Raw genomic sequence first — 16,046 nt, 5'->3', positions numbered from 1 at the left:
CAAAATTTAAAGAATGTATTACCAGCGCATATTTCTGCTACTAAAGAAGCGATTCAGAAAGTCATTTAATTATTTTATTCTAAAAAGGGCTTTAAGCTTTCGCTTTCACTATGAATGCGGTAGCCTGTGGTGGAAGCGTGCGCTATCAAATTATTTCTTTTCCAGTATAAATTGTTTGTTTATTCTCTGATAAACACTGTGCACGCCTTTGTATTATTTTTTCAATTTGAGCGCTATTTCGCATGCTCATATTTTTTATATGCGGGGACGTTTGGCAGTGTTTAAAAAAAGCGATAAATTACAAGGGGTTTGTTATGACATTCGTGGGCCAGTTTTAAAAATGGCACGTGAAATGGAAGATCAAGGGGAGCAAGTATTAAAACTAAATATTGGTAACCCAGCCGCCTTTGGCTTTGATATGCCAGAGGATATGTTAAAAGACATTATTCGCAATTTAAGCGCTGCCCAAGGCTACTGTGATTCAAAGGGGCTTTATTCAGCCCGGGTATCTATTTATCAGTATTATCAAAATAAAAAGTTTACTAACCTGTCGATAGACAATATTTTTATCGGAAATGGGGTCAGTGAGCTTATTCAAATGGCAACACAAGCATTGCTAAATAGTAATGATGAAGTGTTGATCCCTGCACCAGACTATCCGCTTTGGACGGCGTCGGTAAAATTAGCTGGGGGCAATCCTGTTCATTACATTTGTGACGAAGAGCAAGATTGGTTCCCAGATATTAATGATATTAAAAGTAAAATTACTTCTAAAACCAAAGCGATTGTATTAATCAACCCAAATAACCCAACGGGTGCTGTTTATGATGAAGCATTGTTAAATGATTTATTAGGGCTGGCCCGTGAACATAATCTTATCGTCTTTAGTGATGAAATTTACGAAAAGATTATTTACGACAATATACCTTATACCTCGATTGCAAGTCTGTGTGAAGATGTGCCAATTATTACTTTTAACGGTCTTGCGAAAACCTATCGAGCTGCAGGGCTACGTATGGGATGGATGGTATTGAGTGGTAAAATATCGCAGCTTGAAGAATATATTCAAGGGTTAGAAATGCTCGCCTCAATGCGTCTTTGTGCCAATGTGCCTGCACAATATGCAATTCAGCAAGCGTTAGGCGGTGTTCAATCCATTGACGAGTTGATTTTACCAGGTGGCCGCTTGTATCAACAACGCGATATTATCTTTGAAGGCTTGAATGCAATTGAAGGGGTGTCGTGCGTTAAACCTAAAGGTGCGCTTTATGGCTTTGCGAAGTTTGATCGAAAACGCTTCAATGTTAAAGATGACGAAAAGCTAATACTCGACCTGTTAAAACAAGAACGTATTCTGTTGGTACATGGTCGAGCATTTAATTGGCCAAAACCAGATCACTTTAGATTAGTGTTTTTACCTCATCCAGATCAGCTTAAACCGGCGATTGAAGGTATTCAACGCTTTTTTGCTAGCTACCAGCAAGCGTGATGTTAGTTACAAAACGTGGATAAATTTCATCGAGTTGGTCAACTAAGCTTGGCCAACCTGCAACATTAGATTGCTTTAAAGCATCAGCTAACAATTGCTTTGAATGCACATTCATATAAAACACAGAACGTTCAATATGACTAATATGCCATGGCTCTTTGGCAACACCACCTTTGAAGTGTTTATAAGGTAAGAAAAAACCGTATTTTTCTGCGTTACTCGCTAACCAGTTACTGAGCTCACAAAACGGACCATTTTCACTGTATTCTGCTTGGCACAATTGCAACTGGTAGTCATCAGTGACTTTACTCGAATCAAACACATCCATATCAGTGCCAAAATGATGGCGACTTGCCCCAGGAATTGCACTAAAGAGCATAATCGCAAAACACTTTTCGGCATCGCTTAGAGATGTCATATTTACTGGGTTATCGTTAATATCAAAAACAGGCCTTATTAAGTTAAACTTGTTGTTCCAAATTTGCGATTGTCTTGCGAAATCACGAAACGTTGATGCCAACGCGAGGGTAATGCCGCTTTTTTTAGCGGCATTTACCATTTGCTCAAGATCGCGTTTAATCGTATTTTCGACTAATCGACCTTGAAAATCGCATAAATGTGTTTGCGATAAGCCAAGTGCGGCTTGCTCAACTAAGTTAAACATTTAACCAAAATCGCTTCATAAATGTCGGTCAATACTTCAAGGTCACGTGCATTAACACACTCGTTCACCTTGTGAATGGTTGCATTGATTGGGCCAAGCTCAACGACTTGTGCACCTGTTTGCGCAATAAACCTTCCATCTGAAGTGCCACCTGAGGTTTCCACTGATGTATCAATGTGTTGTATATCCTTAATAGCAGCTACCGTTGCTTCTAGCAGTGGGCCCGAATCAGTTAAAAAAGGCAGTCCGTTATAGACCCATCGAATATCATAATCTAAACCATGATGGTCTAAAATCGCGACGGTACGAGCAGTGAGTTCATCGGCGGTTACTTCGGTGCTGTAACGGAAGTTAAATTGAACTTCGACGCTGCCAGGAATAACATTACCGGCACCTGTACCGCCATTGATATTAGAAATTTGAAAACTGGTCGCAGGAAAGTAGTCATTACCTTTATCCCATGTTGTATTAGCAAGCTCATCAAGTGCAGGGGCAACTAAATGAATGGGGTTTTTTGCTAAATGCGGGTAGGCAACGTGGCCTTGAATACCTTTAACCGTGACGAAGCCAGTTAAAGAGCCGCGGCGGCCATTTTTAACTACATCGCCAAGGGTATGGCTCGATGATGGCTCGCCCACTAAGCACATATCTATTTTTTCATTGCGCGCTTCTAACAGGTCTATTACTTTTGTGGTGCCGTTAATAAACGGGCCCTCTTCATCAGAGGTAATTAAAAATGCAATGCTACCTTTGTGGTCTGGGTGTTTTTTTACAAAACGCTCTGTGGCAATTAGCATTGCCGCAAGAGAGCCTTTCATATCAGCAGCACCACGGCCATGAATATAGCCATCAAGTAAGTTGCCAGAGAAAGGCGGTTGATGCCACTCTTCAACTGGCCCAGTAGGTACCACATCAGTATGACCAGCAAAACAAAATACAGGCGAAGTGTTTCCTTTACGTGCCCACATATTAAGGGTGTCGGTAAAGAATAACTCTTCAATATTGAAGTTTAGCGGACTAAGAATATCTGCCATAATCTCTTGGCAGCCAGCATCATCGGGCGTCACCGACGGCTTTTGAATAAAGGCCTGCGTAAGGCTAATTACATCATTTGAACTCATGCAAAAATACTTTTATATTGTTCTGCTTTAAAGCCCAAATGAAGTTCACCTTCTTTGTCTAAAATTGGGCGTTTTATCATGGCTGGTTGTTCAACTAATAAAGACACCACAGACTCGGCATTTAATGATTCTTTTGTTACATCGTCCAGTTGGCGATAAGTTGTGCCACGTTTATTTAGGACTTGTTGCCAATCAAGTTGTTGGCAAAACTGAGATACCATTTGCGCATCAATACCGTCTTTGCGGTAATCGTGAAAGGTATATTCAATATTGTTTTGCTCAAGCCATTTTTTTGCTTTTTTAATCGTGTCGCAGTTTGGAATGCCAAAAAGTTTAATCATGGTTAATTCGTTTTGTTAGTTTAAAGAGAATATCATTGCCAGCAGTAACTCGCTTTGCTTGATAGTAACATTTATCAAGCACTTTATTTAGTCGTTCAGGTTCGAGCAATAAAATGCTGGCGCGAACTGGGTGCTGTTGTTTACGAAAATCAAAACTTGCAATAAGTTGCCCTGCACTATATTGTTCGCCTAGCCTAATGTGCTGTTTAAAGCCAGTCATAGGGCCAAAGTCATCTTTTAGCGCGATTAGCACTAATAACTTAACACCTTGCTTCGACTTGAAAATAAACTCTAAACCACCTTGATTAACTGATAACAGTGTTCCGCTAAATGGAGCATAGAGTTGATAATTACTGACATCGAGTTCAACACCTAACCCCAGTAATTGATTGCTGACTAATGGATTAGTTGATTCGCTTTGCGCTAAGACCTTACCAGAAAAAGGGGCATGAATTACAAGTGCGGTATGTTTAACAGCATAAAAATCTTGCTTTATTACTCGCATTAACTGTTAACCACCTTGTAACCCGCTTTGCTCAAATGGGAGGTTGCATCATGGATGCGTGCTCTTTTCACCAAAATATAGTCGGTATCAAAGGTTGATATGGCAAAAATGGAGATTTTTGCAGCCGCTAAGACACCCGAAATGTTTGATAGGATCCCAGTCATTGAAAACCCGAGTGGGCCCAGTACTTCTAATGCTGCCCAGTCTTCTTCTTGCTCGTTAGAATCTAATTCTACGTGTGCTGGGCATACAACCGATAATTCATCGTAAGTACGTGCTATAAAAAACACTTTTGCTTTATAAACGGCGGGTGGGATAGGCGTGTCTACGTCAAAACTGTGTATCGTAAAGGTTTCTTGCATTACGGCTAACGTTTGTTGTGACATAAAACTCCCATTTATCGTTTTGATTTATAGCCTTACAATATCAAAAATAATGCTAACTGTAAGGCTATTTTAAAGCAATTCAGCGGGTTTCTTGAGTTGCTTGAATTGCTGTTAACGCGATGGTGTAGACAATATCATCGACTAATGCCCCGCGAGATAGGTCATTCACTGGTTTTCGCATCCCTTGTAACATAGGTCCGATTGAAATGAGATCGGCACTACGTTGCACAGCCTTGTAGGTGGTGTTACCCGTATTTAAATCCGGGAAGATAAAAACGGTAGCTTTGCCGGCAACTTTGCTGTTTGGGGCTTTTTTCTTAGCAACACTTTCCATAATCGCAGCATCATATTGTAGAGGTCCGTCAATCAACAGATCAGGACGTTTTGCTTGTGCCAGCTCTGTTGCTAAACGCACTTTTTCAACATCGTCACCGCTACCCGAATTACCAGTGCTATAACTTATCATTGCAACACGAGGTTCAATGCCAAAAGCAGCAGCACTGTCAGCTGATTGAATAGCAATATCCGCTAGTTGCTCAGCGGTTGGATCTGGGTTAATAGCACAGTCACCATATACCAGCACTTGATCAGGTAATAACATAAAGAAGACGGAGGAAACCAATGAAGTGTTTGGCGCCGTTTTAATTAATTGTAGCGGTGGGCGAATAGTATTGGCAGTGGTGTGAACTGCTCCCGAAACTAAACCATCTACTTTATTTTCTGCTAGCATCATGGTGCCAAGCACAACATTGTCTTGCAGTTGTTCCTCAGCAATAACCTCGGTTAAGCCCTTATGTTTTCGAAGCTCAACCATGGGGGCTATGTAGTTTTGACGAACAATATTTGGGTCTTGAATTTCAACGTTATCGTTGAGTTGAACGCCTTGTTGTTCTGCTATACGCTCAATTTCTTCACGATCACCTAATAGTACTGTGCGTGCAATATTGCGCTCACCACAAATTGCGGCAGCTTTGATGGTTCGAGGCTCGTTACCTTCTGGTAAAACGATGGTTTTTTGTGCAGTGCGCGCAGTGGAAGACAGTAAATGACGAAATGCAGGTGGTGACATTTTACGGTTCAGAGCAACGCCCTCTGTAAGTGAGTCAAGCCAGTCTTTATCAATATGACGGGCATTATGATCTTTCACTTTTTCAATACGCTGTTCATCATCAATCGGTACTTCTAAGTTAAAGCTTTGCAGTAGAATTGAGGTGCGCCAAGTATCATTTTGAGTACAAATAATTGGTAAGCCAGTGTCAAATGCTTGTTCACAAAGCTTTAAAATACGCTCTTCAGGTTTAAAACCACCCGTTAGTAAAACCGCGCCAAGTTTGGTACCGTTCATTGCGGATAAACACGCTGCTACCAGTACATCAGAACGATCACCAGGGGTCACAAGTAATGCCCCAGGAGAAAAGTGATTAAGAATATTAGACACTGTGCGCGCACAGAAAGTAACACTGCGCAGACGGCGGTGTTCAATATCACCGTAATTTAAAATTTCCGCATTTAAGTGCTTTGCAAGATCCATTACTCGTGGTGCGACTAAATCTTGATACCAAGGCACAGTGCCTAACAGTTTAAACGGCTTTTTACGAAACAATGGTAATGAGGCAATGCGATTAAGCTCAATTTGCAAACTTTCATCGTTACTTGGCTCAATAAAATCAGTGCGAATATTGCCTTCTTCATCAAGCGGCGCATTTACTTTATTGAAAATACAACCAAGTACACGAGGATGTTCTACACCTCCGTATAAACTAGCAGCTAGCTCAATACGATCTTCTATTTCATCAACATCATCGTTACTAGGGGTTAAAACAAATACGATGTGCGCGCCAAGGGTTTGTGCAATCTCTCGGTTTACGCGGCCAACATAGGGTTGTTTGCGTGTCGGTACCATACCTTCAATAATCGCAACGTCGTCTTTGCCAACGTGCTTTTCAAAACGCCCAACAATTTCTTCAAGTAGAACCTCTGTTTTACCATCACCAATCATCTGTTCTGCGTAGTATAAATCTATTGAAGGAGCTGGATTAATTGTTGAACCGATTTTAACTATTTCAGAAGATAATTCAGGGCCATTTTTCTTGCCGCGAGGCTGAGATATAGGTTTGAAAAAATTAACTTTGACTGACTTTTTTTCAAGTGCTCGTACTAAGCCCACAGACACTGAAGTTAATCCCACACCCGTTGATACTGGAATAAGCATAATGCGATGAGACATTATTGAGCCTCCGCAAATGAATTTGAATTCATGGTAATTAGCGATGTTTCTTGCGATAAATTCGACTTATCAGAAAAAATTATTCTTTCAATCATTAAGTTTTTGTAAGTTGATACACCTAATCACATTTTAACACTAATTGCAGCTTTGGATAATTGATCTATATGAAAAAGAACCATGGTATTTATTATCAGGAAAAAATAGCAAGCTTAGTAGGGTTAAGTAAGGTTTTAATTACAGCCACTTTTTTGAAAAACTACCTACACCAAGCTTTTTCTATTATATTGAAAATATGAAATATTACTTAGTTATTGATTTTTAACAAAACATATTAGTTCTTGCTGTCTTTTGATTATTCTTTACAATGGCTCTAACAAGTCATTATTACTCAATATGGATTGTAAATAGGATTGATATGTCAGTAGCGTTAAAACCAATCTCAGAATCAAGAATTCTTGTTGTTGATGATGACCTGTTAATGAGAAAAGTACTCAGTAGTATTCTGAAAGATATATGCAAGGTAGAACTTTTAGCTGACAGTACTAAAGTAGTTGATTACTGTATATCAAAGCCTGCACCAGATCTCATTTTGTTGGATGTACATATGCCAAATATCAATGGGCTTGAGGTATGCAAGAAACTAAGAAAAATTGACACGTTAAAAAGTGTGCCAATAATTTTTGTAACAGCAAGTGTTGATGTGCAATCCCAAAATGAATGTTGGGAAGCCGGTGGAAGTGATTTTGTCAGTAAGCCAATAGCTCCGTCCACTCTTATACATAGAGTCAAAAGTCATTTGTTAAATAAAGCGAGGCTAGAGCAGCTTGAAACACTGACATACAGGGACTCTCTCACTGGTCTTTATAACAGGCATTACCTTAATGAACACTCTGTACATTTAGTTAATCAAGTTAGTAGGCTAAGGAAACCTATTGGATTATTAATGTTGGATTTGGATTATTTTAAATTGTTTAATGATTCATATGGGCACCAATCAGGTGATGCGTGCCTAAAGAGCGCTGCTGAAGCAATTAATATGGCCTTAAAGAGGCCCCAAGATATTGCAATAAGGTATGGAGGTGAGGAGTTTCTTATTATTTTGCCTTACACTGATGAAAAAGGGGTTGAATACATTGCAGAAAACATCCAAAAAAATATCTCTCTAAAAGAAATTTCGCATACTAAAAGTCCTGTTAAGAAAGTATCCTTCAGCATTGGAGGTGTTGCTAGTCAGGAAACTGTCGAAAATTCTCTTGAGCAAATGATTAAACATGCAGATGATAACTTGTACAAAGCTAAAAGTTTAGGAAGGAACCAAATTGTAATTAGCAATGTATAATAATCCTTACGCATAAAATTATCTTTTATTCCCAAATTAAAAAACCACTTGGTCTTAACTTTTAAAATCTGGGTGTAGCTACATATCTTGTTTCAAGCACGTTAGATTGTATTTAACGTAACTAATTAGTATCTTTTTTAAATTAACACATCTATACGTAAGCTATTTTAAGAATTGAGCTAAAGATGGTGTAGTATGTTTTCCAAATCGAGCTAGAAGCGTTTATGCAATTCGCTCTTTGTCGTGGACAGTGTCAAAAAAGTAACTCAGACTCCACTGCATTTGCTACAGTTTGTATGCGGAATAAATGGTATTATTCGGTTTTATAAAGCCTGAATTTTGTTTACAAGCTCAGGTTTTATATAATTATTTTATGTCGAGTAACTCAAGACAGTGTCGTGATATTTGCCATTCTTCATTAGTTGGTACAACGAGTACTTTTGCACCTAATGGGTTTGTTGCAATTACGCCAGCGTTACCAAAACGCGCTGCAAGGTTGGCATTTTGGTCAAGGTCAAAAGCAAAAAAACTAAGTAAATTAATTACTTTCTCACGTATAAGCGATGAGTTTTCACCAATGCCGCCAGTAAATGCAATGGCGTCTAATGCGCCTAATGGCACGACGTATGAAGCGATATATTTTGCTAAGCGGTAACAAAACACGTCTAACGCAAGTTTTGCTTGCACATGATTTTGTTCTGCGGCTTCTTCAATTTCACGGCAATCGCTTGAAAGTTCACTTAAACCAAGTAATCCACTTTGTTTATTTAGCATTGCGTCGATTTGTGTATTTGAGTAGTTCAGAGTGGTAGATAAATAGTTATAAAGACCAGCGTCTAAATCACCAGAACGCGTGCCCATCACTAAGCCCTCAAGCGGTGTTAAACCCATGCTGGTATCAACGCTTTTACCATTTTTAACCGCTGTTACAGAACAGCCATTGCCTAAATGCGCAGTGATAATCGAACTTTGTTCAATTGGTTTGTTAATTAACTTAGCAGCTTCGTTTGCAACAAAAAAGTGGCTTGTACCGTGGAAACCATAGCGGCGTACACCGTGCTCTTTATAAAGTGATAATGGCAGGGCATAGAGGTATGCTTGCTTTTCCATAGTTTGGTGAAACGCAGTGTCAAACACAGCTACTTGCGGTAAATTTGCAAAGGCAGCTTGTGCAGCGCGAATACCCATTAAGTTCGCTGGATTATGAAGTGGCGCAAGGGCAACATTGTTCTCAATACCATTGATAACTGCATTGTCGATTATAACTGAGCCGGTAAATGCTTCACCGCCATGAACTACGCGATGACCAACAGCAATAAGGCTTTCATTTAAATGCTGTTGTTTAATTAAGTTAACAATTTCTGCGATTGCAGCGTCGTGTTGTGCCCCTTTTGCTAAGTCTATTTTGTGTTTTTCGCCGTTAAGTTTGTAGCTTAGCGATGCATTATCCAGTGATAAACACTCTGCAAGGCCTGTCAGGCTAGCGCTGCCAGAGGTTGCATCAATAATGGCGAATTTTAAACTTGAACTTCCACAATTTAGTACGAGCACATTGTGCGACATAGTTAATAGTTTCCTTAAACAGATTTTTCGGCAGTCATTTCAGACTATGGTATACTTGACTTTAATAGTTGCAATTTTACCCTAAAAATTACTTTTTCGTTAGGTAATTATAGAGGCTCAATGCAATTTCGAGGTGGTAATGCAAAAATCAATGTTAGCGCAAATTTCTGATGGGCATCATTACAGCAAAACTTGGCCGCTAGAGCCAAAGCTAGGTGCAGTTTTTCTTGAGTTCCGAGTCATAAAAGCAACAAAGTTGGCGATTAAAATTGTGCCGTTACTCGCTGTGTTAAGTATTTTTGTGCAGGTTAACTTTCTAACAACGAATTACTTACCGCAAGCGTTAACCTTTTCATTATTCTTACTCTCAATGCCAGTACAAGGCCTATATTGGCTTGGCAAGCGCGCGAATACCTTACTGCCACCACAAGAGGCAATTTGGTTTCGTGAGGTTTACGGTAAAATGACTGAACACGGAGTGGAACCACCTGTATCTATCACCAAGCCCCGTTATGGCGATTTGGCATATCTACTTAAAGAAGTGTATGAAAAAATGGATAATGCATTTAAGCGTGATCTTTTTTAAACACGTTCATATTCAACAAAATTGTCGCATTTAAAGCGACACTTTTTGCTTGAGCGAAATGGTTAAGCTTTCACTTTTTTAAAGACACTGACGTAAAATGATAAAGTCACCTTAAAAGGCACCTTTTGCGCAAGCGATTGCCAATGCTCTGGTCTAAATTTCCATGCAAATGGCGTCATTTTTATCAGCTCCGTCAACGCTTCAAGCTCAAGCTCTACCACCTCGGTATGTAAGTTGTGATTAACAAGCTCAAATCCCGCAGGTGTTTCTACCGCTTGGTGCGGATTAACCTCTTTATAAATAAGCGCTTTTAACTCTGTTAGATGATTATCACCTGGGCTTGCCACGATAAGTGTGCCATTGTCATTGGTTAGACGTGCAAGTTCTTTATCAAAAAGAGGTGAAAAAACACTAGTGACAATATCAAATGCATTATTCTCGAATGGGGCATTGGATGATGAGGCAACACTAAAGTGACAATCTTTGAAGCGTTTAGCCGCGTATTTTACCGCAGGCTTGGAAATATCAAGGCCATACGTTGATATCACATTGTTACACTCATTAAACTTATGGGTGTAAAAGCCTTCGCCACAGCCCACATCTAACACAGTATTTTCACCTGCAACTTCGCTTATTTGCTGGCACATTGCTGCGCGTAAAAAATCATAATAGCCGCGCGCTAAAAACTCCCGACGAGCGATTACCATGTTTTTATTATCACCGGGATCTTTGCTTTTTTTATTCTGTACTGGAAGCAAATTAACATAGCCTTCTTTGGCTTTATCAAAGCTATGGTTGTTGCTGCATATTAGACGATGTGTGTCATTTGAAAGGGGCGTTTGGCAAAGTGGGCAAAAATAGATTTGTGACATTAGCATAGCGAAGCTGTAAATAATGGAGTGATTATAACCTTAAACGCTGCATGGATTCGAGATTTGCTGTCTTAAATAAGCGGCTTATTTTGCTAAATATTCGTTATCGTAAAAGGTTCTTACCCAATGTGGGCGGTAAATTATCAGTACCGTCATTGCCATGCCATTGATTGTGGCTTCTGGAAACCAGATTAAGCTTGCTAAAAAGGTGTAGTTATCAAATAGGGTTTGCCAATCATAATGACCCGAAAAATAGTGGTAGCCAGTCATTAAGGCAATATGAAATATGGCGGTAAGACCTGCTGCTAAAAAGCTATTTACAAAAATATAAACAAATAAATGGCGAGTAATATACTGATAGCACAGTAAAAACAAGGCGTAACTAAATAAAATTGGCGCTAAGGAAGTAAGCAGGGCGTAACTGCCGATTTGTTCAATAGGTACCAAACCAAGGCCCAGTTGCAAACTATGGCTAAGCGCTGCGGTAATGATCGCGAGGCGAGGGCCAAGTGTCAGTGTTACGCCGGTTAGTGCTAAAACATGAATATCAAGGCCGGGGTAAAGCCCAGCCTTTAAAGACCAAAACCCCACCAGCATTAAACTGATGGCAAGTACACTTCGCTGAACAACTTGATTGCTGAATAAAATACTGCGTGTTTTTGCATCGAGCGATTTAATTAGCGCAATAGCAAATAACAGTAAACAAGTTAATTCAGCTAAATCAAATTCCACAAAGCGTACCTGAGGTTAAATATCGAATGTCGCCCAAATTGGTGCATGATCCGATGGTTTTTCAATGCCGCGTAACTCGTAATCAATATCTGACTCAATACATTTTTCAGCAAGCCCTTTGGTTGCAAGCACAACGTCAATACGCAGGCCGCGGTTATCATCAAAGCCCTTAGAGCGATAATCAAACCACGAGTATTTTTCAGTGGCATCTGGCGTTAATGCTCTAAAGGTATCAACTAAGCCCCAATCTAATAAACGCGCTAACCATTCGCGCTCTTCTGGTTGGAATGAACATTTACCCGTTTTAAGCCAGCGCAAACGATTAGGCTCGCCAATACCAATATCTAAATCTATTGGTGAGATATTAATATCACCCATTACGATAATCTGCTCATTTGGATCATGATCATCAAGGTAAGTAATTAAGTCAGAATAAAATTGACGCTTATATGGGTATTTAGTTTCGTGGGTAATATTATCGCCTTGAGGAAAGTAACCGTTTAAAATTTTAACAGGGTTGCCATTTTTATCCGCTACCGTTGCGATAATCATACGCTTTTGCGATTCATCGGTATCAGTTGGAAAGCCTTTTTCAATGGCGATTGGCGCTTGCTTTGTTAGTACCGCCACACCGTAGTGGGCTTTTTGACCATGAAATGCCACGTGATAACCCATTGCTTCAACATCTGCAACCGGAAACGCTTCATCATGTACTTTAATTTCTTGTAAGCCGATAACATCAGGTTGATGTTTATCAATTACGGCTTGTAGTTGGTGTAAACGGGCACGTAAGCCGTTTATATTAAAACTGATAACTTTCATTGTTCACCTAAAAAATATTATGGGTGTGTAAATGCGTTTAGTCTAACAAAAAGAATGGCGGCACGTTAGCTTTTTACTCTTTCATAGTCAGCCGCATTTATTTAAATTAATATAAGGTAAACCAATTAGTTAGTTTGTTCTAAAAATGCTGCATATTATTCAATCAAACCGTATGGAAGCGCTTCAGCTTCACTTATCTCAGTCGTTACTGCACAGCCCCAATCCCAGCATTTTTGACCAAGAGCAAGTGCTGGTGCAATCACCCGGTATGGCGCAGTGGTTAAAAGTTCTGATTGCCGAGCAGCATGGCGTTACTGGGCAAATTGATTATGTGCTGCCATCCAGTTATATCTGGCGTTTGTACCAAAATTTACTGCCCGATGTACCGGAAGATTCGTCATTTAATAAAAATAATATGGCGTGGAAGCTGTTTAACATTTTACCAAGTTGCCTAGAGCAAGCGGAATTCTCCCTGTTAAAGCAGTATTTAATTGAGACTAAAACCGCACTTGATAGTGACACGCGTTTATTTGGATTATGTGAAAAAATTGCCGATGCGTTTGACCAATATTTAATGTACCGCCCACAGTGGTTAGAAAGTTGGCAACAAGGGAATGATGAATTAGCGGATGTAGATATATCAATTGCACCTTGGCAGCCAATTCTTTGGCGCAAGTTAATTGAACACACTCAAATTTTGGGGCAAAACCCGTATCACCGAGCTAATTTGCATCAAGAATTAATCAGTGCTCTTACCACCAAGCCGGTTTCACTCAGCCATCAAAATTTATATATTTTTGGTCTCTCAGCAATACCAAGCCAACAACTTGAAGTATTTCAAGCATTGGCAGAGCACATTGATGTATATATTTATTTGTGTAACCCCAGTAAGCATTATTGGGGTGATGTGGTTGATGAAAAAACCAAAGCAAAAATCATTGCCAATTATGAAGTAAAGCCGAATATCGATGCTGAGGGCGAAGATTACTATATCGTTGGTAATCCACTGTTAGCCTCATGGGGTAAACTCGGACGCGAATATTTAGAACAATTAGTAGAGCTAGATGCACAGTGGACTGATTTATATATTGAAAAGTTTGAAGATAATTTGCTTGGCAAATTACAACAAGAGATTTTTGAATTAGCCTTTAAAGGCGTGCCACTGGCCAGCGATCCAACCTGGTTTGTCTCAGATGAGGGCAAACTTTCGTTTAGTGAAAGCTCAGCGTTACCATCACTGATGTTTTCACGCTGTCATAATGCACTGCGTGAAGTTGAAGCCTTGCATGACCATTTACTTAATTTGTTTACTGAAAACCCAGAACTTACCCCGCGCGATATTATTGTGATGATGCCAGACTCTGGCCAATACAGCCCATATATTGAAGCGGTATTTGGTAGTGCCAAAGACAATCGTTATATTCCGTTTGCGATATCTGATTTAGGTGTAGAACAAGAAAAACCGATTGTGAACAGCTTTATCAAGCTTGCCGATATAGGGTCTTGCCGTTTTTACGTTTCAGATATTCTCGATTTACTGCAAGTTGACGAGATATCAGTAAAATTTGAGATTACCAGTGAAGAGCTTACTCAAATCAGTTATTGGTTAGAGCAAGTGAATATTCGTTGGGGCATCGATGGCCAGCATAAAGGTGAGTTTAACCAACCTAAAATTGATATTAACAGCTGGCGCCAAGGACTTTCCCGTTTAGTGCTAGGCTTTGCCATGAAAGATGAAACCTCTGAATTTAATATGCTTTATGCTGCAGATGAGGTGGAAGGCATGGCAGTGGAAACACTGGCAAAGCTCATTCGTTTTTTTGAAGCCTTAGAAGACACGCAAAGTGCACTTAAAATCAGCGGTAATTTAGCAAAAAAAGTAGGGCAGCTACAGCAATTAGCAATACGTTTTTATGCAACTGACGCCAGTCAAAATAACGATTTAAGCTTTATTCAAAATGCACTAGAAAAAATGCTTATGCATTTTGACAACGGCGATCACAGTGGTTTAGTGTCTCAAACCTTACTGGTACACATTTTAAAACAACAGCTAATGCTAAAAGGCGTCGGACAGCGCTTTTTTATGGGGCAAGTTAACTTTTGTACTTTAATGCCAATGCGTGCAGTACCGTTTAAAGTGGTATGCATTTTAGGGTTAAACGATGGCGATTATCCGCGCAGTGTGCAGCCCCTTGGTTTTGATTTATTGCAACACAGTAAACCTCAAAAAGGCGACCGTTCGCGTAAAATGGACGACCGTTATCTCTTCCTAGAGGCGCTACTAAGTGCGCGCGAACATGTGTATTTAAGTTATATGGGCAATTCGTGTGTTGATAACTCAGAGCGTCTTCCTAGTGTGCTAGTGAGTGAACTGACGGATTATTTAGCTCGGGTATTTACCCATGCAGAAAATAAACTTATCGACTCACTCACGGTAAATCATTACTTGCAGCCGTTTAACCCTGCGTATTATCAAGCTTCAATAATGCAAAGTTACAACCCGATTTGGCTACCCAAGGCACAATTAACGAGTACACACGTTGAGCCACTTGCGCCTGAATTAGACTCACAAATTGACCTTGCGATGTTTATTCAGCAGTTGCTTGCGCCACAGCAATCATTTTATCGCTATACCATTGGCGCACGCTTAGGCGACTATCAATATAATAACCAAGATGATGAAACCTTTGTGCTAGATGGATTAACACGCTATCGCTATTATCAAGAAATTATTGAACAAGATTACCTTGATAATACGCCAAACCTTGATGCCATTATTGCCAGAGGTGATTTACCCCAAGGTGCAGGGGCTGAGCTTGCTTTAGAAACAATGGTTACTGCAGTTACGCCACTGTTAACTGAACTTAAGCGTCATCAGGTCATTACACAGCAATCACAAAGTAATGAACTTATTCGTATTGAGTTAGCATTTACGCAGTTACAGCTTAATGGCACATTAAAATCAGTATCCCTTGCCAATCAATACCTCTACCGCCCTACAGGGGCGTTGAAAGCAAAAGATAAAATAGCTGGATATTTATATCACCTTGCAGGCTGTGCATCAGGTAATGTGAACTCGACCTTGTTTTTATCGTTAAATGGTTATTTAGAGTACCAACAATTAGCGCAAGACGACGCCTATGAACTGCTTGAAAAGTGGGTTGCGCTTTATACCCAAATATTTACCCGTCCGTTACCGTTTTTCGCTAATGCTGGTTTTAGTTATTTACAAAAGCGTGAGCTTGCCACAGCTGAAGCGGTTTTCTCTGGTACGCCGTTTGTTGGCAGAAATGAGGTAAGTGACCCTTACATTTCACTTGATTTCACCACGCTTGAGAGTGTGGCAGATGAATTTATCGCCTTAACAGAAACTTACCTAGCACCAGTCGATGCCATTAT

The 16,046-nt window shown here is 39.9% G+C and carries 14 protein-coding genes; 4 read left to right on the top strand and 10 right to left on the bottom strand.

The genetic code is table 11. The features are described 5' to 3' along the window. The first annotated feature begins 271 nt into the window (after nucleotides 1–271). A complete protein-coding gene (locus ABYD77_RS12365) occupies nucleotides 272–1,489 on the top strand; it encodes a pyridoxal phosphate-dependent aminotransferase (RefSeq protein ID WP_372770307.1) in 1,218 nt (405 codons plus the stop codon). On the opposite strand, the gene ABYD77_RS12360 is transcribed toward ABYD77_RS12365, so the two are convergent. The 6 genes from ABYD77_RS12360 to pta all read right to left on the bottom strand — a co-directional run bounded on the left by ABYD77_RS12360 (nucleotide 1,470) and on the right by pta (nucleotide 6,733). Further along, entirely contained in the window at nucleotides 1,470–2,153 is a 684-nt protein-coding gene (locus tag ABYD77_RS12360; RefSeq protein ID WP_372770305.1) for a M15 family metallopeptidase, read from the bottom strand. The two genes, ABYD77_RS12365 and ABYD77_RS12360, sit on opposite strands and share 20 nt — an antisense overlap. Continuing rightward, a complete protein-coding gene (dapE, locus tag ABYD77_RS12355) occupies nucleotides 2,141–3,274 on the bottom strand; it encodes a succinyl-diaminopimelate desuccinylase (protein WP_372770303.1) in 1,134 nt (377 codons plus the stop codon). Before dapE ends, ABYD77_RS12360 begins: the two co-directional genes overlap by 13 nt. Next, nucleotides 3,271–3,615 (bottom strand): ArsC family reductase, encoded by a 345-nt coding sequence (locus ABYD77_RS12350; RefSeq protein ID WP_372770301.1) that lies wholly within the window; start codon nucleotides 3,613–3,615, stop codon nucleotides 3,271–3,273. The genes dapE and ABYD77_RS12350 overlap by 4 nt, the downstream gene beginning before the upstream one ends. Next, a complete protein-coding gene (locus tag ABYD77_RS12345) occupies nucleotides 3,608–4,120 on the bottom strand; it encodes a PTS glucose transporter subunit IIA (protein ID WP_372770299.1) in 513 nt (170 codons plus the stop codon). Before ABYD77_RS12345 ends, ABYD77_RS12350 begins: the two co-directional genes overlap by 8 nt. Further along, the gene (locus tag ABYD77_RS12340; RefSeq protein ID WP_372770297.1) at nucleotides 4,120–4,506 is read right to left on the bottom strand and encodes an ACT domain-containing protein; all 387 of its coding nucleotides are present in this window, start codon (nucleotides 4,504–4,506) and stop codon (nucleotides 4,120–4,122) included. Before ABYD77_RS12340 ends, ABYD77_RS12345 begins: the two co-directional genes overlap by 1 nt. A 79-nt stretch (nucleotides 4,507–4,585) precedes the next feature. Further along, nucleotides 4,586–6,733, bottom strand: a complete 2,148-nt coding sequence (gene pta, locus ABYD77_RS12335; protein ID WP_372770295.1) for a phosphate acetyltransferase — start codon at nucleotides 6,731–6,733, stop codon at nucleotides 4,586–4,588. Nucleotides 6,734–7,148: 415 nt separating this feature from the next. Between pta and ABYD77_RS12330 the strand changes: the two genes are divergently transcribed. Next, nucleotides 7,149–8,072, top strand: coding sequence for a diguanylate cyclase (locus tag ABYD77_RS12330; RefSeq protein ID WP_372770293.1), 924 nt, complete (start codon nucleotides 7,149–7,151; stop codon nucleotides 8,070–8,072). Nucleotides 8,073–8,438: 366 nt separating this feature from the next. On the opposite strand, the gene ABYD77_RS12325 is transcribed toward ABYD77_RS12330, so the two are convergent. Next, the gene (locus tag ABYD77_RS12325; RefSeq protein WP_372770291.1) at nucleotides 8,439–9,635 is read right to left on the bottom strand and encodes an acetate kinase; all 1,197 of its coding nucleotides are present in this window, start codon (nucleotides 9,633–9,635) and stop codon (nucleotides 8,439–8,441) included. A 139-nt stretch (nucleotides 9,636–9,774) separates the two neighbouring features. Between ABYD77_RS12325 and yfbV the strand changes: the two genes are divergently transcribed. Next, entirely contained in the window at nucleotides 9,775–10,221 is a 447-nt protein-coding gene (gene yfbV, locus ABYD77_RS12320; RefSeq protein WP_372770289.1) for a terminus macrodomain insulation protein YfbV, read from the top strand. 62 nt (nucleotides 10,222–10,283) lie between these two features. Here the strand turns inward: yfbV and rlmA are convergent, their stop codons facing one another. The 3 genes from rlmA to xthA form a co-directional block, all read right to left on the bottom strand. Then, nucleotides 10,284–11,093, bottom strand: a complete 810-nt coding sequence (gene rlmA / locus ABYD77_RS12315) for a 23S rRNA (guanine(745)-N(1))-methyltransferase (RefSeq protein WP_372770287.1) — start codon at nucleotides 11,091–11,093, stop codon at nucleotides 10,284–10,286. A gap of 84 nt (nucleotides 11,094–11,177) precedes the next feature. Beyond that, the gene (locus ABYD77_RS12310) at nucleotides 11,178–11,825 is read right to left on the bottom strand and encodes an energy-coupling factor ABC transporter permease (RefSeq protein WP_372770285.1); all 648 of its coding nucleotides are present in this window, start codon (nucleotides 11,823–11,825) and stop codon (nucleotides 11,178–11,180) included. 15 nt (nucleotides 11,826–11,840) lie between these two features. Next, nucleotides 11,841–12,647, bottom strand: coding sequence for an exodeoxyribonuclease III (gene xthA, locus ABYD77_RS12305; RefSeq protein WP_372770283.1), 807 nt, complete (start codon nucleotides 12,645–12,647; stop codon nucleotides 11,841–11,843). Nucleotides 12,648–12,792: 145 nt separating this feature from the next. Here xthA and recC point away from each other — a divergent pair. Continuing rightward, nucleotides 12,793–16,046 (top strand): exodeoxyribonuclease V subunit gamma (recC, locus tag ABYD77_RS12300; RefSeq protein WP_372770281.1); only part of this gene is annotated, 3,254 nt, incomplete at its 3' end.

The sequence above is a fragment of the Pseudoalteromonas sp. genome (assembly GCF_041629635.1).
Taxonomy (GTDB): domain Bacteria; phylum Pseudomonadota; class Gammaproteobacteria; order Enterobacterales; family Alteromonadaceae; genus Pseudoalteromonas.
Note: the sequence above shows the minus strand (reverse complement) of the source record. Positions and strands in the feature narration are given on the sequence as shown.